This window comes from Streptomyces sp. NPDC085931 (assembly GCF_044540565.1).
Taxonomy (GTDB): Bacteria; Actinomycetota; Actinomycetes; order Streptomycetales; family Streptomycetaceae; genus Streptomyces.
The window spans coordinates 112,506-132,572 of record NZ_JBITSK010000008.1 but is presented as its reverse complement, the minus strand read 5'-3'; the positions used below and the strand labels follow the sequence as shown (position 1 = coordinate 132,572).

At 73.0% G+C, this 20,067-nt stretch carries 20 protein-coding genes; 10 read left to right on the top strand and 10 right to left on the bottom strand.

Annotation, left to right across the window (positions count from 1 at the left end; genetic code table 11):
• Nucleotides 1–54: 54 nt before the first annotated feature.
• Nucleotides 55–1,593, bottom strand: a complete 1,539-nt coding sequence (locus ACIGAN_RS18685) for an APC family permease (protein WP_399858792.1) — start codon at nt 1,591–1,593, stop codon at nt 55–57.
• Nucleotides 1,594–1,627: 34 nt separating this feature from the next.
• Complete coding sequence (locus ACIGAN_RS18680) at nt 1,628–2,578, bottom strand: hypothetical protein (RefSeq protein ID WP_399858789.1); 951 nt, start codon at nt 2,576–2,578, stop codon at nt 1,628–1,630.
• Nucleotides 2,579–2,942: 364 nt separating this feature from the next.
• Here ACIGAN_RS18680 and ACIGAN_RS18675 point away from each other — a divergent pair, with 364 nt between their 5' ends.
• From ACIGAN_RS18675 to ACIGAN_RS18660, 4 genes are all read left to right on the top strand, one after another.
• Nucleotides 2,943–3,848, top strand: coding sequence for a DMT family transporter (locus tag ACIGAN_RS18675; RefSeq protein WP_399858787.1), 906 nt, complete (start codon nt 2,943–2,945; stop codon nt 3,846–3,848).
• A 46-nt stretch (nt 3,849–3,894) separates the two neighbouring features.
• Entirely contained in the window at nt 3,895–4,407 is a 513-nt protein-coding gene (locus ACIGAN_RS18670) for an NUDIX hydrolase (RefSeq protein ID WP_399858784.1), read from the top strand.
• Nucleotides 4,408–4,486: 79 nt separating this feature from the next.
• Nucleotides 4,487–4,879 (top strand): YidH family protein, encoded by a 393-nt coding sequence (locus tag ACIGAN_RS18665; protein WP_365089543.1) that lies wholly within the window; start codon nt 4,487–4,489, stop codon nt 4,877–4,879.
• A complete protein-coding gene (locus ACIGAN_RS18660; RefSeq protein ID WP_399858782.1) occupies nt 4,876–5,208 on the top strand; it encodes a DUF202 domain-containing protein in 333 nt (110 codons plus the stop codon). Before ACIGAN_RS18665 ends, ACIGAN_RS18660 begins: the two co-directional genes overlap by 4 nt.
• 25 nt (nt 5,209–5,233) lie before the next feature.
• Here ACIGAN_RS18660 and ACIGAN_RS18655 read toward each other — a convergent pair whose 3' ends face one another.
• Complete coding sequence (locus ACIGAN_RS18655) at nt 5,234–6,178, bottom strand: NADP-dependent oxidoreductase (RefSeq protein ID WP_399858779.1); 945 nt, start codon at nt 6,176–6,178, stop codon at nt 5,234–5,236.
• 190 nt (nt 6,179–6,368) lie between these two features.
• On the opposite strand from ACIGAN_RS18655, the gene ACIGAN_RS18650 reads away from it, so the two are divergent.
• Nucleotides 6,369–7,403: a phosphotransferase family protein gene (locus tag ACIGAN_RS18650; RefSeq protein WP_365737104.1), complete on the top strand. Its 1,035-nt coding sequence runs from the start codon at nt 6,369–6,371 to the stop codon at nt 7,401–7,403.
• A 5-nt stretch (nt 7,404–7,408) separates the two neighbouring features.
• The gene (locus ACIGAN_RS18645) at nt 7,409–8,623 is read left to right on the top strand and encodes an acyl-CoA dehydrogenase family protein (RefSeq protein WP_399858776.1); all 1,215 of its coding nucleotides are present in this window, start codon (nt 7,409–7,411) and stop codon (nt 8,621–8,623) included.
• Between the two features lie 45 nt (nt 8,624–8,668).
• Here ACIGAN_RS18645 and ACIGAN_RS18640 read toward each other — a convergent pair whose 3' ends face one another.
• The 3 genes from ACIGAN_RS18640 to ACIGAN_RS18630 are packed head-to-tail and all read right to left on the bottom strand — an operon-like array spanning nt 8,669 to nt 11,725.
• Complete coding sequence (locus ACIGAN_RS18640; protein WP_309096412.1) at nt 8,669–9,262, bottom strand: TetR/AcrR family transcriptional regulator; 594 nt, start codon at nt 9,260–9,262, stop codon at nt 8,669–8,671.
• A 28-nt stretch (nt 9,263–9,290) separates the two neighbouring features.
• On the bottom strand, nt 9,291–10,955 hold the full coding sequence (locus ACIGAN_RS18635; RefSeq protein WP_399858774.1) for a class I adenylate-forming enzyme family protein: 1,665 nt from the start codon (nt 10,953–10,955) through the stop codon (nt 9,291–9,293).
• Complete coding sequence (locus ACIGAN_RS18630) at nt 10,952–11,725, bottom strand: SDR family oxidoreductase (protein ID WP_399858772.1); 774 nt, start codon at nt 11,723–11,725, stop codon at nt 10,952–10,954. Before ACIGAN_RS18630 ends, ACIGAN_RS18635 begins: the two co-directional genes overlap by 4 nt.
• A 149-nt stretch (nt 11,726–11,874) precedes the next feature.
• On the opposite strand from ACIGAN_RS18630, the gene ACIGAN_RS18625 reads away from it, so the two are divergent.
• Nucleotides 11,875–13,113: an exo-beta-N-acetylmuramidase NamZ family protein gene (locus tag ACIGAN_RS18625; protein ID WP_399858770.1), complete on the top strand. Its 1,239-nt coding sequence runs from the start codon at nt 11,875–11,877 to the stop codon at nt 13,111–13,113.
• A gap of 88 nt (nt 13,114–13,201) precedes the next feature.
• Here the strand turns inward: ACIGAN_RS18625 and ACIGAN_RS18620 are convergent, their stop codons facing one another.
• Nucleotides 13,202–16,000 (bottom strand): penicillin acylase family protein, encoded by a 2,799-nt coding sequence (locus tag ACIGAN_RS18620; RefSeq protein WP_399858767.1) that lies wholly within the window; start codon nt 15,998–16,000, stop codon nt 13,202–13,204.
• A gap of 265 nt (nt 16,001–16,265) precedes the next feature.
• On the opposite strand from ACIGAN_RS18620, the gene ACIGAN_RS18615 reads away from it, so the two are divergent.
• Nucleotides 16,266–16,868, top strand: a complete 603-nt coding sequence (locus tag ACIGAN_RS18615) for a hypothetical protein (protein WP_365089560.1) — start codon at nt 16,266–16,268, stop codon at nt 16,866–16,868.
• A 75-nt stretch (nt 16,869–16,943) separates the two neighbouring features.
• Nucleotides 16,944–17,657 carry a 3-keto-5-aminohexanoate cleavage protein gene (locus ACIGAN_RS18610; protein WP_399858764.1) on the top strand — a complete coding sequence of 238 codons (714 nt, stop codon included), beginning with the start codon at nt 16,944–16,946 and terminating at the stop codon, nt 17,655–17,657.
• 412 nt (nt 17,658–18,069) lie between these two features.
• Here the strand turns inward: ACIGAN_RS18610 and soxR are convergent, their stop codons facing one another.
• Nucleotides 18,070–18,552, bottom strand: a complete 483-nt coding sequence (gene soxR, locus ACIGAN_RS18605; protein WP_399858761.1) for a redox-sensitive transcriptional activator SoxR — start codon at nt 18,550–18,552, stop codon at nt 18,070–18,072.
• A 95-nt stretch (nt 18,553–18,647) separates the two neighbouring features.
• Here soxR and ACIGAN_RS18600 point away from each other — a divergent pair, with 95 nt between their 5' ends.
• The gene (locus ACIGAN_RS18600) at nt 18,648–19,109 is read left to right on the top strand and encodes a MaoC family dehydratase (protein WP_365089566.1); all 462 of its coding nucleotides are present in this window, start codon (nt 18,648–18,650) and stop codon (nt 19,107–19,109) included.
• Here the strand turns inward: ACIGAN_RS18600 and ACIGAN_RS18595 are convergent.
• On the bottom strand, nt 19,100–19,729 hold the full coding sequence (locus tag ACIGAN_RS18595) for a TetR/AcrR family transcriptional regulator (protein ID WP_365089568.1): 630 nt from the start codon (nt 19,727–19,729) through the stop codon (nt 19,100–19,102). The two genes, ACIGAN_RS18600 and ACIGAN_RS18595, sit on opposite strands and share 10 nt — an antisense overlap.
• Nucleotides 19,730–19,811: 82 nt before the next feature.
• Nucleotides 19,812–20,060, bottom strand: a complete 249-nt coding sequence (locus ACIGAN_RS18590; protein WP_399858757.1) for a YiaA/YiaB family inner membrane protein — start codon at nt 20,058–20,060, stop codon at nt 19,812–19,814.
• Nucleotides 20,061–20,067 lie beyond the last annotated feature (7 nt).

Sequence of the window (20,067 nt, the reverse complement as noted above, 5' to 3'; positions counted from 1 at the left end):
ACAGGGATCGCGGGTGACCGTCAGGCTTCCGTCACCACTGTCGTGCGCGCGGGGTCAGGACGACGCCGCCTTGTCCAGCTGGAAGGCCTCGTTGCCGAGTCCGATCCGGGCGTGCTTCTCGGGGGCGCGGGCGCGCAGGACCAGGCCGAGGACCAGGCCGGCGACGAGGGCGAGGCCGATGATGCCGGGCAGCACCCAGCTCAGTGCGGAGCCGGGGCCGGCGCCGACCAGGACGTCGAAGTCCCTGACCGTGTAGCCGGCGATGACGAGCAGGGCGATCCCGGCCAGCGCGGAGGTAACCAGCCGCCAGGCCTGCGCGGCGGCGGCGCCGCGGCGGACGAAGAAGACGACGACGGACAGGGAGGCCGCCGCCATCAGCACGATCACGCCGAGGGCGCCGACGTTGCCGAGCCAGGTGAACAGGCGCAGGACGGGGGCGGTGGGGTCGCCGGCCGGCTTGTCGTCGCTGATCGCGAAGGCGGCCACGACGACCACGGCCACCACGGTCTGCAGCAGCGAACCGGTCCCGGGGGCGCCGCTGCCGCCGCTGGTGCGGCCGAAGGCGGCGGGCAGCAGGCCCTCGCGGCCCATGGCGAAGGCGTACCGGGCGACGACGTTGTGGAAGCTGAGCAGGGCCGCGAACATGCCGGTGACGAACAGGACGTGCAGCACGTCCGTGAAGGTGCCGCCGAGACGGGACTCGGTGAGGAAGAACAGCAGTCCGGCGCTCTGCTCCCGCGCCGTGCCGACGATCGCGGCGGGGCCGGTGGCGACGGTGAGGGCCCAGCTGCTCACCGCGAAGAAGACGGCGACCCCGCCGACGGCCAGGAACATCACGCGCGGCACCAGCACGTGCGGGCGGCTGGTCTCCTCGGCGTAGACGGGGGCCTGCTCGAAGCCGAGGAACGCGGCGATGCAGAAGCACAGCGCGGTGCCGACGCCCGCGCCGGTGAGGGTGTCGGGGTTGAAGGCGTGCAGCGACAGGCCCTCCTTGCCGGGGTCGGCGAGGGCCGCGATATCGAAGATCACCACCAGGAGCACCTCGATGACCAGCAGGACGCCGAGCACACGGGCGTTGACGTCGATCTTCAGCCAGCCCAGCAGTCCGACGGCGAGCGCGGCCACCAGGGCCGGTATCCACCAGGCGACCTCGATCTGAGCGTAGGTGGCGAACAGCCCGGAGACCTCGAAGCCGAGGATGCCGTAGATGCCGATCTGGAGCGTGTTGTAGGCGACCAGGGCGACCAGGGCGGCGCCCGCTCCGGCGGTGCCGCCGAGGCCGCGGGAGATGTAGGCGTAGAAGGCCCCGGCGTTGTGGACGTGGCGGCTCATCTCGGCGTAGCCGATGCCGAACAGGATCAGGACGACGCCCAGCACGACGAAGAGCAGCGGCTGGCCCACGATGCCCATCACCGCGAATGTGGTGGGCATGACACCCGCGACCACCATGAGGGGGGCGGTCGCGGCGAGCACGGAGAGCAGCAGGCCGCCGGTGCCGAGCCGGTCGGCGCGCAGGGCGCGCTCCTGCCCCTTGAACGTGGCGATGCCGCCGCCGGGGGCGGAGGTGTCCGTGCGCGAACTGTCCGTGGTCATCGGGAGGGCGTCCTCACTGGTGGGGTACGGGGGGTCAGGCCGTGCCGAGCGCTCCGGCGCGGGCGGCGGCGAAGGCGGTGTGCGGGTCGCGGTCCGGGTACGACCAGGGCGCCGGGGTGGCGTGGCGGCCGATGCGGTGGAACAGGGCGGCGGCCTCGGCGCCCCGCCCCTCGCAGAACTTGGCGTGGGCGAGGAAGTTCAGGTCGATCAGCCGCCGCGGATGGCCCTCCAGTTCCCACTCCAGCCACCAGTCGAAGGCGGCCTTCATCACCTGCCGGGCGCGGCGGCCGGTCCAGTGGCCGGAGGCGGCCGGGTCGGCGGACTCGTGCCCGGCGGCGGCCAGCGCGCGGTAGCGCTCGGCGTGGGCGATGACCGGCAGGATCGCGAGCGGGGAGTCGGCGGGTGCCTGTTCGGCGGCCCAGTTGGCGAAGTCGTAGACCTCGTGCAGGGGATCGGGGCCGGCCTCGGTGCGCCGGCCGGCCAGGTGGGCGACCACCAGGTGGTGGGCGTGGTGGTGGTCGGCGTACCGGGCGCGGACCTGCTCGAAGGTCCGGATGACGTCCTGGTCGCCGCCGACCGCGCACTCCAGCATGAGCAGCCCGAGCCAGGGGGTGGGGTCGGCGGGGTGGCGGCCGGCCGCTTCCCGGCAGGCCTCGCGGGCACGGGCCGGTCCGCCCTTGCCGTGCAGGACGCGCCGGACCTCGGCCACGGCGAGCAGGACGCAGGCGTCGGCGGACTCGGGCTCGGCGAGCAGCCACTCGCGGGCCCAGGCGGCCGTGTAGGACTCGCGGGCCAGGACGGCCACGCGGTGGCCGCGGCGGTCCCAGTCGTCCCCGGTGTGGACCAGCAGGGAACGGGCGGTCTGCCAGCGGCCCTGCCCCAGTGCGGCGCGGGCGGTCACGAGGTCGGCGTCGTCGAGGGCCTCGTCGAAGGCCTGCGCCGCGCGTTTGCGGCCGCGGCCGAGGGGAGGCGGGGGTGGGGACACCGCGGGACTTCCTCACGCGCTCTTCTGGTGGTGCGGCTCACGGTGGTCACCGGTGCGCGGGTGTGCGCACCGCCATGAACCGATCACAGACAGCCAACCCCCCGCCAACGGTTGCCGTCAAGGCCCGCCGTCGCGTTACACGCGTCAAGTGCCGTCATGCGTGAGGCATTTGTGATGCGGGAGACCCCTGTGCGGCAAGTGACACGCGGGGAAAATGCCCCTTTCGCCCGTTGTGGCGTGCGTCATAGCGCGGACGGGCGGCGGCCCCCACGATGGCAGGACGTGCGGGCGCGCCCGACGGAGCCGGCCGGTACAGTCGGTCCCTTGCGCAACCTGACCCGACCTGATCATCGAGGTACACCGCGTGTCGGTTCTTGTCCTGGCCCTCGCCCTCAGTGCCGCCTGCTGTCTCGGCTTCGGCTTCGTCCTGCAGCAGAACGCGGCCCAGCGGGCCCCGCTGAGCGACTTCCTCTCCTTCCGGCTCCTGCTCGACCTGGTCAAGGTGCCCCGCTGGCTCGGCGGCACCGGGCTGATGGTGGCCGGCATGGCGCTGGGCGCCGCCGCGCTCGGGCAGGGCGAGCTGTCGCTGGTGGAGCCGCTGCTGGCCACGAACCTGCTCTTCGCGCTCGCGCTCTCCCGCAAGCAGTCCCGGCAGCCGCTGGGCCGCCAGGGCTGGGCGGGTCTGCTGCTGCTCGCGGGCGGCGTCACGGCGTTCATCGTCGCCGGGCAGCCCGAAGGCGGCACGGCCACGGCCGATCCGGCGCGGCAGTGGCTGATCATCGGCGTGATGATCGGGCTCGCGCTGCTGCTGACGGCCCGCGGCCGGCGCTCCCGGCTGGGCTCCGGCCCGGTGCTGCTCGCGCTGGCCGCCGGGCTGCTGTACGGGGTGCAGGACGCGCTGACCCGGGTGAGCGGGCAGAAGGCCGCCGAGGGCGGCCTGGCCGAGCTGCTCACCGGCTGGCAGCCCTACGCGGTCCTGGCGCTCGGCGTGACCGGGCTGGTCCTCGTGCAGAGCGCCTTCGAGACGGCGTCCCTGCGCACGTCGCTGCCCGCGCTGACCGCGGCCCAGCCGCTGGCCGGGATCGTCTGCGGCGTCGGATTCCTCGGCGACCGGCTGCGCACCGACGCGGTGGCGCTGACCTGGGAGGCGGGCGGTCTCGCGGCCGTCGTCGTGGGCATCGTGCTGCTCGGGCTGCACCCGGCCATGCCGACGGGCGCGGCACAGCGCGCGCGGGCCGCCGCGCCCGCCGTGAGCCCGGCCTCCCCCTGACGGGACCCGCCCCGCCGCTGCGCCGGACCCCTGCTTGGATGAGGGCATGAGCGCTGACGAGATCCTCGACATCGTCGACGAGCACGACCGGGTCGTCGGGCGGTCCGCCCGCGGCGAGGCCTACGCCCGGGGACTGCGGCACCGCTGCGTCTTCGTCCTGGCCCGGGACGCCGAGGACCGGATCTTCGTGCACCGGCGGACCGCGGCCAAACTGGTCTTCCCCTCCCTGTACGACATGTTCGTCGGCGGAGTCGTCGGCGCGGGCGAGGCCTACGACACGGCCGCCCTGCGCGAGGCCGAGGAGGAACTCGGCGTCACCGGCCTGCCCAGCCCGCGCTTCCTCTTCAAGTTCCTCTACGACGACGGCGCCGGGCGCAGCTGGTGGTCGGCGGTGTACGAGGTGCGCTGCGAGCTGCCCGTACGGCCGCAGGCCGAGGAGGTCGCCTGGCACGCCTTCCTGCCCGAGGACGAGGTGGAGCGGCGCCTGGCCGACTGGGAGTGGGTGCCGGACGGGCTCGCGGCGTACGAACGGCTCAGGGCGTTCCGGGCGACGGGCTGAGGCGGCGGGCGGGCGGGCTGACGCGGCGGGCGGGCGGGCTGACGCGGCGGGCGGTCCCGCCCCGGGTAGGGTCGCGCACGTGATCGAGTTCGTACGGAACGTCCGGTTGTGGTTCGCGCCCGCCGAGGTGCGGCGGGAGGGCGAGACGCCCGACTACCGGTTCTCGCTGGCGAACGAACGCACCTTCCTCGCCTGGCTGCGCACCGCGCTCGCGCTGATCGGCGGCGGCTTCGCCGTGGACCAGTTCCTGCCGGACCTGCGCTGGGGCTGGCGGGTCGGGCTGGCGCTCGCCCTGCTGGCCGCGGGCGTGCTCTGCTCGCTGCGGGCGGTCGACCACTGGGTGCGCTGCGAGCGGGCCATGCGCCGGGGCGAGGACCTGCCGGTGTCCCGGTTCCCCGCGCTGCTGAGCCTCGTCGTGTCGGTCGTGGCCGTCGCGATGGTCGTCGTCGTGCTCGTCGGGTGGGAGGGATGAGCCCGGCGGCTCTCCGGCGGGCTCCCGGCCGCGATCCCGGACTGCAGCCGGAACGGACCCGGCTCGCCTGGCGGCGTACGACGCTGTCGGGCACGGTCGTCGCCGTGCTCGCCGTGAAGACCACGCTGCACGGCGGGGCGTCGGCGGCCGGGATCCTGGCGTGCGCGCTGTGCTGTGCGCTCTGGCTGGGGGTCCTCGGCGTCGCCCACCGCCGGATCCGCGCGCTCGCGGCGGGGCCGCGTCCCGCGGCGCTCGCACCCCGGCACGCGGCGGCGGCGGTGCTGTGCACGGTCGCGATGGCGGTGTGCGGGGCGGCCCTCGTCCTGTAGGGCCGCCCCGCAGGCCGCACCACGCTCACGTGCCGTCGCCGCCCCGGTCCACCGTGACGACGATCTTGCCCCGGGTGCGGCCCTCCTGGTTCCGGCGGTGCGCGTCCGCCGCCCGCTCCAGCGGGAACGTCTCGTCGACGTGCACGCCCAGCACACCCTGCTCGGCCAGTTCGGACAGCCGGCGCAGGTCCTCGGCGTCGGGGCGGACGAAGTAGTAGCGGCCGCCGTAGTTCACCACCTCGGTGTCGGCGACGGACACCAGCCGGCCCTCGGGGGCGAGCAGGTTCGCGGAGACCTTCAGCGCGTCCCCGCCGACCGTGTCGAAGACCGCGTCCACGCCCTCGGGCGCCAGCCCCCGCACCCGCTCCCCCAGGCCCTCCCCGTACGTCACCGGCTCCCCGCCCAGGCCCCGTACGAAGTCGTGGTTCGCCTGGCTCGCGGTACCGATCACGCGCGCCCCGAGGTGGATGCCGAGCTGCACGGCGATCGAGCCCACGCCGCCGGCCGCCGCGTGCACCAGGACGGTCTCGCCGCGCTTGACCTCCAGCACCTTGCGCAGCACCTGGTACGCCGTGAGCCCCACCAGGGGCAGCCCGGCCGCCTCCTCCCAGGTGAGGTTGCGCGGCTTGCGGGCGAGGGTGCGCAGCGGGGCGGCCACGTACTCGGCGAAGGTGCCGCGGGAGAGGAAGTCCTCCCGCACGTAGCCGATGACCTCGTCCCCGGCGCCGAACTCCGAGACGGCCACGCCGGGCCGGACGACGACGCCCGCGAGGTCCCAGCCGGGCACCACCGGGAAGACGGGGGCGAGGATGCCGGCCAGATGGCCCTCGCGGGCCTTCCAGTCGACGGGGTTCACGGCCGCCGCCCGTACCTTCACCAGCACCGCGTCCGGGCCGACCACGGGGTCGCGCACCTCCCCGAACGCCAGCACCTCGGGCCCGCCGTACCGGGAGTAGCTGATCGCCTTCATGGGTCCGACCCTCACGGCTCGGGGGGCGGCGCGCAAGCCGGACGGCCTGAACGAACCAGCCGGCGGGTGCCGCGGGCCGGGGGCGGCGGCCTATCGTGGCTCCGATCACGTTTCGGCCCCGCTCTGGACGACATACCGACCGGTCGGCATCATGAGTCGGGAACTGTTCACCTGCCCGTAGGAGCGACGCATGAGCCCCGACCACCCGCCCGGACTCGATCTCGACCGGCTGCGCGGCCTGCTCGACCGGGAGCGGCCCGGACTGGTCGGCGGACCGCTGTCCGGCCGGCTGATCGAGGGCGGACGGTCGAACCTCACCTACGCGGTCTCCGACGGCACCGAGCGCTGGGTCGTACGGCGACCGCCGCTGGGCCACGTCCTGGCCACCGCGCACGACATGAAGCGCGAGCACCGGGTGATCAGCGCGCTGCACCCGACCGCGGTGCCGGTGCCGCGCCCGGTGCTGCTGTGCGAGGACGAGGAGGTGCTCGGGGCGCCCTTCTACGTCATGGAGTTCGTCGAGGGCACGCCCTACCGCACCGCCGACCAGCTCCTCCCGCTCGGGGCGGAGCGCACCCGGGGCGCGGTGCTGAACCTGGTCGACACGCTGGTGGAGCTGCACGCGGTGGACCCGGCCGAGGTGGGTCTGGCCGGCTTCGGCCGGCCCGAGGGCTTCCTGGACCGGCAGCTGCGCCGCTGGGGCAAGCAGCTCGACGCCTCCCGCAACCGCGACCTGGACGGCATCGACGAGCTGCACGCCGCGCTCGGGCGCGAGCTGCCCGCCTCCCCCGCCCCGGCCGTGGTGCACGGCGACTACCGGCTCGACAACGTGCTGATCGGCGAGGACGACTCGATCCGGGCGATCCTCGACTGGGAGATGTCGACGCTGGGCGACCCGCTCACCGACCTCGGCCTGCTGGTCATGTACAGCATGCCGCTCGGCATGCCCGAGTCCCCCGTCTCCACCACCGCCGAGGCGCCCGGGCATCCGGCACCGTCCGAACTCATCGAGCGGTACGCCGCGCGCTCGGGGCGCGACGTCTCCGCGGTCTCCTGGTACACGGCCTTCGCCTGGTTCAAGCTCGCCGTGATCCTGGAGGGCATCCACTACCGCTACACGCTCGGCCAGACGGTCGGGCGCGGCTTCGACCGCATCGGCGACCTCGTGCCCGTCTTCGTCCGGCACGGACTGACCACGCTCCACGAAGGCCTCCAGGAGGGCTGATCCACATGGACTTCGCTTTCGACGCGCGCACCGAGGAGCTGCGCGCCAGGCTCCTCGCCTTCATGGACGAGCACGTCCACCCGGCCGAGGCCATCGCGCACGAGCAGCGCGAGCGGCTCGCGTCCCCGTGGGAGAACCCGCCCGTGGTGGAGGAGCTGAAGGCCGAGGCCCGCAGGCAGGGCCTGTGGAACCTGTTCCTTCCGGACTCCGAGTACGGCGCGGGGCTCACCAACCTGCAGTACGCGCCCCTCGCCGAGATCATGGGCCGCTCGCCGCAGCTGGCCCCGACGGTGACGAACTGCGCGGCGCCCGACACCGGCAACATGGAGGTGCTCACCCAGTTCGGCGACGAGCAGCAGCGCAAGCAGTGGCTGGAGCCGCTGCTGGCCGGTGAGATCCGCTCGGCGTTCGCGATGACCGAGCCGGACGTGGCCTCCTCCGACGCCACGAACATCACCACCCACATCGAGCGGGACGGCGACGAGTACGTCATCACCGGCCGCAAGTGGTACATCTCCGGGGCGATGCACCCCGACTGCAAGATCTTCATCGTGATGGGCAAGACCGACCCGGGCGGGGAGGACATCCGGCGCCAGCAGTCCATGGTGCTGGTGCCGCGCGACACCCCGGGCGTCACGATCAAGCGCGCGATGCAGGTGTTCGGGTACGAGGACCACTACCACGGCGGTCACGCGGAGATCGTCTTCGATCACGCGCGCGTGCCGGTGTCGAACCTGGTCGGCGAGGAGGGCGGCGGCTTCGCCATCGCGCAGGCGCGGCTGGGGCCCGGGCGCATCCACCACTGCATGCGGCTGATCGGCATGGCCGAGCGGGCGATCGAGCTGATGTGCCGGCGGGCGGTGTCCCGCAACGCCTTCGGCAAGACGCTGGCGCAGCAGGGCGTGGTGCACAACTGGATCGCCGACGCGCGCGTGACGGTGGAGCAGCTGCGCCTGCTGGTGCTGAAGACGGCGTGGCTGATGGACACGGTGGGCAACCGCGGGGCGCACACCGAGATCCAGGCCATCAAGATCGCGACGCCGCGTGCGGTGGTGGAGATCCTCGACAAGGCGATCCAGCTGCACGGCGCGGGCGGGGTCAGCCAGGACTTCCCGCTGGCGGAGCTGTACGCGGGGGCGCGGACGCTGATGATCGCGGACGGGCCGGACGAGGTGCACCAGCGGTCGCTGGCCCGGCGGGAGCTGAAGCGGTACGTGTGAGGCCGGGGGGTTCAGGGGCCGGGCCCCTGAACCCCGGTCGGCGTGTCACGGGCGCAGGGCGCGCAGCAGCAGGTCGGCCAGGTGGTCGGCGACCTCCTGGGGGCTGAGCGGGCCGTCCGGGCGGTACCAGGTCGACAGGTGGTGGACCGAGCCGAAGTGATAGTCCACGACCAGGTCGGCCGGGGTCGCCCGGGAGAAGACGCCCGCCTCCTGGCCCTCCTCGACCAGCGCGCGGAAGCGCTCGTGGTAGCGCCGCCGCTCCGCCCGCACCTGCTTGTTCTTCTCGGGGCTCAGATGGTGCATCGACCGCCAGAAGATCGACGCGTCGTCGAGGTTGTCGATCGTCGTCACGACGACGTCCGCCGCCGCGGCCCGCAGCCGCTTCTCCACCGGCTCGTCCGCGCCCGCCACCGCGTCCAGCCGCTCCTGCTGGATGCGCAGCACGCGCGCGTACACCTCGTGCAGCAGGTCGTCCTTCGAGCCGAAGTAGTGGTACAGCGCCCCTTTGGTGACACCGGCCGCCTCGACGATCTCCTGCACCGAGGTGCGGTCGTAGCCCTGCTCGGCGAAGAGCCGGGTGGCGGCGGCCAGGAGCCGCTGAGGGACGGGAGTGCCGTCCGGGTCCGTGGTCCTGGGCACTGCCGCCACCTGCCTTTCCGTACTGCTGTCAGTTGCCTTGTGTGCGGGAACGCAGTTCCCGACGGAGGATCTTCCCACTGGCCGTCTTCGGCAAGTCCGGCAGGATCTCCACCTGGCGCGGGTACTTGTAGGCGGCCAGTCTCTCCTTGCAGTGGGCGGCCAGCGCATCCGGGTCCGTCTCGGCGCCCGGGCGCAGGCTGATGTACGCCTTGACGGTCTCCCCGCGGTACCCGTCGGGCACGCCCACCACGGCGGCCTCCCGCACCGCAGGGTGCGTGTAGAGGACGTCCTCGACCTCGCGCGGCCAGACCTTGAAACCGGACGCGTTGATCATGTCCTTCTTGCGGTCGACGACGTACAGCCAGCCCTGCTCGTCCATGAAGCCGATGTCGCCGGTGCGCAGCTCGCCGCCGGGGAAGGTCTCGGCGGTGGCGTCGGGGCGGCGCCAGTAGCCGGGCACGACCTGGGGCCCGCCGACGACGATCTCGCCGTGCTCGCCGAAGGGCACCTCGTCGCCGTGGTCGTCGACGATCCGCACGATCGTGTCGGGGCCGGGCAGGCCCACGGCGAGGGTGCCGGAGACCGGGTCGACGGGCGCCTCCAGGCCGGGCGGCACCGAGGCGCAGGGGGCCGTGCACTCGGTCAGTCCGTAGCCGTTGCGGATGTACGGGCCGAAGCCCGCGCGGAACTTCTCCACCAGCGCCGGGGGCAGCGGGGCACCGCCGGAGGAGATCACCCGGAAGGAGGAGAAGTGGTCCCGGGTGACGCCGGGGTGCGCGGCCAGGGCCATGAAGGCCGTGGACGGGCCGACCGTGTAGTGCGGCCGGTGCTCGGCGAACGCGTCGAGGACGACGCCCGCCTCGAAGCGGTAGGCCAGCACGAGCGTGCCCCCGCTGTTCAGGCAGGCGCCGAACTGGCAGACCATGCCGGTGATGTGGAACAGCGGTGCCAGCGCGAAGTACACGGGCCGCTCGGGCAGGCCGAGGCCGGTCCGCTGCCGCTCGGCGTTGTACATGATGTTGCGGTGCGTGTTGGTGGCGCCCTTGGGGGTGCCGCTGGTGCCCGAGGTGTAGCTGATCAGGGCGACGGCGGCGGGGTCGGGGTCACGGCCCTCGGGGGCCCGGTGCCCGGCCCGTGCCACGGCCACCAGGTCGTCCGCGTCGGGCGCCTGCGGCAGCCGCTCGAAGGTCAGCACGCGCGCGTCGCCCCGCGTCTGGAGGTCCAGCTCGCACCCGGTGAGCACGATCCGCACCGGCGAGCCGGCCGCCGTCTCGCGCAGGTACGACGCCCAGGCCCGGTCCGAGCAGATCAGCGCGGCCACCTCGCCGTCGCGCAGGACGTGGGCCACCTCGCCCGACTTGTACATCGGGTTGACCGGCACGACGACCGCGCCCGCCTTCCAGGCGCCGAGCACGGCGAGCACGAAGTGCGGGGAGTTCTGCAGCAGCACCGCGACCCGGTCGCCGCGCTCCAGCCCGCGTGCGGCGAGGTGCCCGGCGACGGAGTCGCTGAGCGCGTCGACCTCCCGGTAGGTCAGCCGGCCGTCGAAGTAGGCCAGGAAGTCGGCGTCCGGCGTCTCGGCCACGACCCGGCGCAGGGCGTGCACCAGGGAGTCCGCGGGGTCGATCGCGGCCTTCTGGGCGTCGCTGAGCAGGGCGAGCCAGGGTTTGGCCGCGTAACGGGAGGCGGTCACCGGGTGGCCTCCCACTGCTGCTGGATGCGGTTCATGCCGGACAGCCACCGGTCGGGGTCACCGGCCCGGGCCTGGTAGTACCCGGCGACCTCGGGGTGCGGCAGGATCAGGAAGCGGTCCTCCTCGATGCCCTGGAACAGGGCGTCCGCCACCTCCTCCGGCTCGATCGCGGTCGGCTGGAGCACCAGGTCGCCCGCGCTGCCGGTCGCGGCCAGCATGTCGGTGCGCACGCCCTGCGGGCAGATCGCGTGCACCTTGACGCCCCGGTGGCGGTAGGTCAGCGACAGCCACTCGGCGAAGGCGAGGGCGCCGTGCTTGGTGACGGCGTAGGGGGCGGCGCCGATCATGGTGAGCAGCCCGGCGGCGGAGACGGTGGAGACGAACCGTCCGCTGCCGCGCTCCAGCCAGTGGGGCAGCAGGGCGTGGGCGGCCCGGACGTGCGCCATCACGTTCACGTCCCAGGAAGCGGCCCAGCCCGTCTCGTCCAGCGGCCCGTCCGCGTCGCCGCCCCCGAAAGCGACTCCGGCGTTGGCGCAGTAGACGTCGACGGTTCCGTCGAGCGCGTCCCGGGCGGCGTCGACGATCGCCGAGGCGTCGCCGGCCACGGCCGTCCCGCCGATCTCCTCCGCGACGCGCTTGGCCCGCTCGGCGTCCAGGTCGTTGACGACGACCCGGGCTCCCTCGGCGGCGAACCGCCGGGCGAGCGCGGCTCCGATCCCGCCCCCGGCCCCCGTGACAACGACCCCGGACCCCTGGAAGGCTCCCACCATCGGTCTCCTTATGACGCGGCTCAGCAACAGGCCCAGACTAACCGGTCGGTATGTTTGAAGGAAGGGGGCGGCGCAGCACCCTACGGGCGCGAGGAACCGCGCGACCAGGCACGACGAACCGGCAGAAAACGGATCACGGAGGCCACTTCATGCGCCCTTCCAGACGAGCCGTCCTCACGGCAGCCGCCTCGGCCGCCGTCGCGACAGCGCCCACCGCCGCCGCAGCGGCCCCGCCCCACCACCGGCTGAGCACCGGCTTCGAACGACTCGCCCGGGACGGCTACGCCCTGCTGGCGGGCCAGAAGACCGGCGTCGTCACCAACCCCACCGGCATCACCCGCGAGGCCCGGCACATCGTCGACGTCATGCACGCGGACGACCGCGTCGAACTCACCGCCGTCTTCGGCCCGGAGCACGGCTTCCGCGGCACCGCCCAGGCCGGCGGCTCCGAGGGCCGGTACGACGACCCGGCGACCGGACTGCCCGTCTACGACACGTACCTCAAGAGCGGCCGCCCGCTCGCGGACGTCTTCACCGCGTCCGGCGTCGACACGGTCGTCTTCGACATCCAGGACGTCGGCGCGCGCTTCTACACCTACATCTGGACCCTGTACGACTGCATGGAGGCGGCGCAGCTCGCGGGGAAGCGGTTCGTGGTGCTGGACCGGCCCAACCCGGTGACCGGCCGGGCGGCCCTCGGGCCCGTCCTGCACCGGGAGTTCGCGACGTTCGTCGGACGGCAGCCGATCTCCCAGGCGCACGGCATGACCGTCGCGGAGCTGGCGCGGCTGTTCAACGGGGAGTTCCTGACCGAGCCCGTGCCGCTGGAGACCGTGCCGATGTCGGGCTGGCGGCGCTCGGACTTCTACGACGCCTCCGGGCTGCCCTGGGTGCCGCCGAGCCCCAACATGCCCACCCCTGAGACGGCGCTGGTGTACTCCGGGACGTGTCTGTTCGAGGGCACCAACCTGTCGGAGGGGCGGGGCACCACCCGGCCGTTCGAACTGCTCGGCGCGGAGGGGATCGGCCGGAGCTGGGCGGCCGCGGCGAACGAGCTCGCCCTGCCGGGGGTCCGGTTCCGGGAGGCCTACTTCGCGCCCACTTTCTCCAAGTTCCAGGGGAAGACCATCGGCGGGGTGCAGCTCCATGTGCACGACCGGGTGGCCTTCGACCCCGTCCGCACCGGGATCGGCCTGCTGGTCACCGCCAAGCGGGCCTGGAGCGGCTTCGCCTGGCGCCCGGACCACTGGATCGACAGACTCACCGGCAGCACGCGCGTGCGCACGATGATCGACGCGGGCGCGGACACCGACGAGGTCGTGGCCGGGTGGCAGGAGGAGCTGGCGGCGTTCCGCCGGACCCGCAGGAAGTACCTCCTCTACCGCTGAGCCGGCGCACCGGCCCCTGCCTGTGGCCCGGTTCCGGCGGCGGGTCGCGTCCGCGGACCGCCGCCGGAGTGCGCGTCGCCCCGGGTGCCTACCGGTGCGAGGTGAACTCCACGACCTGCTGGTAGGTGGGCCGGTTCTGCCAGCTGACCGGGCCGTGCTTGATGCCGCCGAGGGTGCGGTGGTTGATGGAGTCGGCACACCACTGGTCGCCCGCCGCGCACAGGTCGTCGCCCGGGTAGACCTGGGCGGCGGTCTTCCCGGCCGCCTCCTTCAGGGTGCGCACGAGGGTGTCGCGGCACGCGCCGAGGCTGCCGTCGCCGCAGTACGTCCGGGCCAGCGGGCCCTCGACCTGTTCGCCGAGGACGGCCCGGACGTCCTTGTCGACATAGCTCCACCAGCCGTACTGGAAGGAACTCCCGGCGTGCGAGCCGGTCGGCCCGTGCGCGGCGGACGGGGACTCGTCGACGGGCAGGTTGGCGGTCATGGCCCGGTACAGCTCGCTGCCGAGGCCCGGTTCGAACTCGGCCCTGACCAGCAGCGGCCACCAGGCGTCCAGGATGCGGATCGCGTCGGCGTCGGCGTACTTCCGGGAGCCGGCCGAGGTCTCGGTGCGCTTGCCTCCCGCGGCCGCCCAGGCCTGCAGCTTGCTCACGGCGGCCGCCGCGGCGGGGTCGGTGACCGGCGCGGAGGTGACGACCTTCAGCAGCTCGGGCAGGACGTTTTCGGCACGCAGGTCGGCCAGCCCGGCGTCGGCCATGGCCTGCACCAGGGAGGCCCGGGTCACCCCGCCCTGCCGGACCAGCTTCTTCACCCGGTCCTCCAGGAGGTTGCCGCGGTGCACGGAGCCGTTGCCCCACGGCGCGGTCGTGTAGTCCCGGGCCTGCTTGTTGTTCCAGGAGACGTAGTAGTCCTGGTCGACGGAGTGGGGGTGCGCGGAGGGCGGGGTGTAGTCGGCGGTGTTGGTCGCCGGGTCCCAGCCGCGCCACTCGTGCGCGGGCCGTGCCCACACCGGGAACTCGGCGTCGACACCGGCCGCGCGGACCGGGTTGTCGCCGCTGTTGTAGTAGGCGGTGTGCTCGGAGTCGGCGTAGAACCAGTTGAAGGTGTAGTTGATGTGCTGCACGGCCTTCTGGAAGTCCTCCGGGCCCTTCACGTATCCGGGGTCGTTCAGCATCTGGAAGCCGATGATGGAGTCGGCCTCGTGCAGGAACGACGAGCGCAGGGTGGTGTAGGCGACCTTCTTGCCGCCGACCGTGGCGCGGTACTCCACCGGCCCGTACTTCGTGCGCCACACGCGCATCGTGTAGGAACCGGCCGCGGTGCCGTCGGCGACCGTGGGCTTCCAGGCGTTCTTCTGCTCGACCTTCTCCATCGGCGTGCAGGTGCCGCGGTAGAGGTAGTGGTGGTCGTCCCGGCACAGCTCGACGGCGTAGGTGTCGATGATGTCCTGGCCCGAGGTGGTGGCGCTCCACGCGTAGTCCTGGCCGCGGCCGAGCTCGACGTAGAAGCTCAGCCCGGCGAAGGAGGCGCCGCGGGCGCTGATGCCCGGGCCCTGGATCTCCTGGAGCAGCAGCAACTGCGGGGCGAAGTAGCCGGTCTGGGGCCCGAACACGGCGACGGGACGGCCGCTCGCGGTGTGCTTGCCGCTGACCACGAGGGCGTTGGACATGCCGCGCTTCGCGGACGACACGGCCGCCTTGGCCGCCTGGCCGGACGCGCCGGTGGCGGCGGACGTCGTGGCGCTGCCGGTGCGGTCGTACACCAGGGGCTCCGCGCGCACCGAGCCGGCGTCGGGCAGGGCGGCGCCCTGGGGGTCGTCGGGCTTGGTCGCGTACGGGAAGCTGCCGGTGTGCTGGGTGAGGACGGCCTCCGGGTCGTTGCGCATCCGGAAGGACTCCCAGACCCTGGTGCCCTCGGCGACGCCGTACTTCTCCTGGGCGGCCAGCAGGGAGATCGCGTTGTTGACCTCGCCGCCCCCGCCGGAGCCGAACAGCGCGCCGATGACCGAGGCGAGCGCCACCAGGTCGGTGATCTTGAAGTGTTCTATCTTCCCGGCGTTGGTGATTGAGTCCTTGTGCCCGGTGAGCACGTATTCACCGGGGAAGTAGCGGCCGCTGTCGGAGGCGTCGATGTAGGCGTTGATGCCGTCGAGGTAGGCCTCGGCGTCGGCGAGGGCCTGTGCGCCGCGTTCGCCGTTCGTGGCCACGGCGTTGTCGATCTGCGCCTGCAGATCCGCCTCGGTGTACGGGGCGTGCCGCCAGAACTGCTGCTCCAGCCCCTGGTTGGAGGGCGCGCCACCCGCGAAGGAGGTCAGCTGTCCCCGCCCGACGTGCCGGAAGACGTCCATCAGCCACAGCCTGTCCTGGGCCGCCGCCCAGCCGGCGCCGAACTCGGTGCCGTAGCGCGTGGTGCCGGTGATGTGCGGCACGCCGGTCTTCTTGTCCCGGACGATCGTCACGTCACCGCGCCCGGCGGGCTTGACGGTGGAGGCGACCTGGTCCGCCGGCACGCCGAAGGAGGCGTCGTTGAAGAAGGTGTTGATCTTGTCGTTGGTGAGGCCGGGATAGCCCTTGGCGAGGTCGTTGTAGGGCCCGAGCTGGTCCCCGGCGTGTTCGGGCTGGGTGCCGAAGGCCTGGTTGAGCAGGATCTGGGCCAGGGTGGCGTTGCCGTTCTGACCGGGCGGGAGGATGTCCGAACACCGGTTCCCACAATGGTCGTTGGCGGCCGCCGCGGCCTGCGGATCCGCCGTGTCCGCGGCCGCCGCGGGGGCGAGAGGCGACAAAAGACCCGCGATCAGGGCGCATACGGTTGCGGTCTTCAGGAACCCGGGGATTCCGCGGGGAGTTCTCAGTCTGTCGAGCACGGTGCGTGGGTGACGCCGTGGCATGGGGACTCCTCCCGACGTGGGGTGGGCGGGATGTTACCGCCGGTATCCCCGCCTTTGAAGGTGAACAAGCGTCACTTTTGGAAGTCAGCACAACAGGCACAGGGATCACGGCAGTCGACAAGTGAGCCTCATCGGACGGCTTATGGGGGGCATTTGAAATCGGATGGAGCCGATTCGCTTGTCGATACGTCTATTCGGCGACGTCCGTACGACGACGCCGAAGTGACCGGATGTACAGGTGCAGGTGTGACGGAGGTGCAGGACGATGGCCGGTTTCCGGAGTCTGGCGAGACAGGTCCGCGATCCGCGGTGCGATCTGGCCTTGCGGCGTTATTCGCTGCGCAAGTGCCTTGAGAGGTTCGCGCCGTACGGGCACAGGGCGACCTGGGACCACTTGTGCTCCCGGGCGGGGTTCGGTCCCGAGGACCGCTCCCCCGATCCGGCGCGGCTCGTGGCCGCACTGGACGAACTGGAGGAGGCGCGGGCGGTCTGGCTGGCCTACGAGGTCGAGTTCGCCGAGCGCCGCAAGAAGGAGAAGCACGACGGGCTGCGCCGGCCGGGCAGCGTGGACGACTGGCACCGGCTGACCTGGGGCGGTTTCGGCGTGGCGTGGTGCGACGATCCGGCGGTCCATCCCCGTGAACCGCTGGCCGAGGTACTGCGCCGGCTGATCGCCGCGCTGGAGCGCGAGCCGGGCGCGAACTGCCCGGTGTGCGCCGGGGACCGACTCACGTGGAGGTACGACCTGGATCACGAACCCTCGGCGGGTCCGGTCTGCACGGACTGCGGAATCCTGGTGCCGCGTCCCGTGCTGACGCCCGAGGCCCTGGCGGACGCCCGGCGGGCGAGGTTGCTGGTGTCGGCTTGACGGATGCGGGTGCGCGGGGGGTGCGCCGGGGATGCCGCACCCCCACTGCCGGTGGGACCTGGCACGATCGACGGCATGGTGCAGGTGTGTCTGAACGGCCCGCGGACGGCCGCTGACTCCGCGGCGGTGCCGCTGACGCCCGAGGCGATGGCCGCGTCCGCCGCGGACGCCGTCGCGGCCGGGGCGACCGACGTCCATGTCCATCCCAAGACGCCGTGCGGGCGCGACACGCTGTCGCCGCGGGTGCTGGCGGAGACGCTGACCCTGATGCGCTCGCGCGTGCCGGTGCCGGTGGGCGTGACCACCGGCGCGTGGGCCGAACCGGATCCCGCCGCGCGGCTGGACCGGATCCGCGGCTGGACGGTCCTGCCCGACCACGCCTCGGTCAACTGGCACGAGCCGGGCGCGGAGGAGGTCGCCGCCGCGCTGCTCGACCTCGGGGTGGGCGTGGAGGCGGGCATCTGGTCCGGCACGGACGGGGCACGACGCTTCGCGTCCTCACCGCTCGCCCCCCGGGTGCTGCGGGTCCTGGCCGAGGTGACGGACACGGACCCGTCCACAGCGGTGGCCTCGGCCCGGGGGCTGCTGTCGGAGCTGGGATCCGCGCACGGCCGACCCGTCCTGCTGCACGGGGAGGACGGGGGCGCGTGGCCGGTGCTGCGCCTGGCGGGCCGGCTGGGGCTGGCCACACGGGTGGGACTGGAGGACGTCCTGCTCCTGCCGGACGGACGACGGGCCGGTTCCAACGCGGAGTTGGTGGCGGCGGGGTTGGTGGAATGCGGGCGCTGAGGGCCCGGGCGCACACAGCCCGGCGGAAACCGGGTCCCCCGTACTGCCGAGCAGAGGCCCTCCCGCGCCCGCGACGCGCGCCTTCTGCGAAAGCGCAACGCACCCGCACCCGCACCCGCCGGCGCACGCGAGGGGCCGTGCCGGGGGGTGTCCGCCCGCAGCGGTTGGCGCGTCAACGAGGAGTGAGTCGGCACGCAAGTCGATCGCGCCGTTCCGAGGACGGACACCCCCCGGCGCGGCCCCCCCCCCCCCCCCGCGCGCGGCGAAGAACGCGCCCCCCCCCCCCCCCCCCCCCCGGGGGGGCCCCCCCCCCCCCCCCCCCCCCCCCCCCCCCCCCCCCCCCCCCCCCCCCCCCCCCCCCCGCCCCACCACCGGCGAGCGGCGAAGAACGCGCACCCCCACACCCCGCCGCCTAGGCTCCCCGCCCGCCCCCGCCCCCGTTGCGCTCCACCATCAGACGGGAACCCGCCCGGCGTTCACCGAACACGTCGCCCGGGTTGGACAGGACGCACGTGTCGAGGGAGAGGCAGCCGCAGCCGATGCAGTCGGTGAGGTGGTCCCGCAGGCGGTTCAGCTGCTTGATACGCTCGTCCAGCTCCGAGCGCCACGCCTCCGACAGCCGCGCCCAGTCCTCCCTGGTCGGCGTCCGCTCCTCCGGCAGCTCCGCCAGGGCCTCGCGGATCGTCGCCAGCGGGATCCCGACCCGCTGCGCGGCCCTGATGAACGCCACCCGCCGCAGCGTGTCCCGGGAGTACCGACGCTGGTTGCCCGCCGTGCGCCGACTGCTGATCAGGCCCTTGGACTCGTAGAAGTGCAACGCGGACACCGCCGCCCCGCTGCGCGCCGACAGCTGCCCGACCGTGAGTTCATGGATCTTCTCTGGAATCTGAGGCACTCCCCGAACCCTACCCAGTCCGTTGACACAACCCGCGCGGCCGACCATGCTAAGCAGTCGCTTAGAGAAGCTCCCGCACGAGAGGTCTGGAAGACATGGCACAGCCGAGGATCTTCACGTCCGTCGACGACCTGAAGTCGGCGGTCGGCGAGCAGCTGGGGTACACCGACTGGCTCGACATCGACCAGAAGCGCATCGACCTCTTCGCGGAGGCCACCGGCGACCACCAGTGGATCCACGTCGACCCGGAGAAGGCCGCCGCGGGCCCCTTCGGGACGACCATCGCGCACGGCTATCTGACCCTGTCGCTGCTCCCCCTCTTCGGCCCCCAGCTGATCTCCGTCGAGGGGGTGAAGATGGGCGTCAACTACGGCACGAACAAGGTCCGTTTCCCCGCCCCCGTCCCGGTGAACTCCCGGCTGCGCGCCACCGCGAAGATCACCGGCGTCGAGGACGTCCCCGGCGGCGTCCAGGTCTCGGTCGCCTTCACCGTGGAACGCGAGGGCGGCGACAAGCCCGTCTGCGTCGCCGAGTCCGTCTCGCGCTACTACGTCTGAGACGCGCCCACCATCCGCAGCACGAGGTCGGCGTAGAGCGCGCCGACCTCCTCCGGCGTCCGCGGGCCGCCCACGTTGAACCACCGCGCGACGTCGATGCACAGCGACAGCACGGCCAGCGTCGTCCCGTGCACGTCGATGACGTCGAACTCGCCCGAGCGCACGCCCTCCTCGATGATCCCGCGCACCTCCGCGTCGACCTGACGCCGCAGCGCGAGGATCTCGGCGCGGGCGCCGGGGCCGAGCGAGTCGAGTTCGTACTGCACCACCCGCGCGGTGGTCCGCCCGCCCGCGTGCCAGCGCACGAAGGAGCTGACCGCGTCGGCGAGCCGCTCGGTCGCGCTGCCCTCGCGGCGGGACGCCGTGCGCAGGATCTCCAGGGCCTTCTCGTGCCCGATCCTGCTGATGCGGTGCAGCAGCTCTTCCTTGGTCTTGTAGTGGATGTAGAGCGCGGCCGGGCTCATCCCGGCCCGGCTCGCGATGTCACGGGTCGTCGTGGCGTGGTAGCCGCGCTCGGCGAAGGCCTCCACCGCGGCGACCAGCAACCGCCGCGCCGCGTCGGGCGTGACCTCGCCCCACGCCTGCGCCTCGCCGTCGGCCGTCTCCTCCGCCGTACTCATCACACGCCCCTCTCCACTGACAGGGCCACCACCATACCGCCGAAGGTGAGCGAGCGCTTAGCGCGGCCGCCCGGCGGCGGCCTCAGCGCTTCTCGAAGGGCGGGTAGGCGGGTGCCCCGGCTCCCTCCTGCCGGTCGCGGACGACCTTGGCCAGGGTGAAGGACGAGGTGACGAGGTACAGCACGGCGACGGCGAGGAAGCCCCGCACCCAGGCGTCGGCGCTCAGCCGGTAGATGCCGATCGCGGTGGCCGCCATGGCGACGGCGAAGGAGGCGACGGCCTGGCCGTAGAAGGCGGCCGTGTTCTGCTGCTTGCCCGGTGTCTCACTCATGGCGACA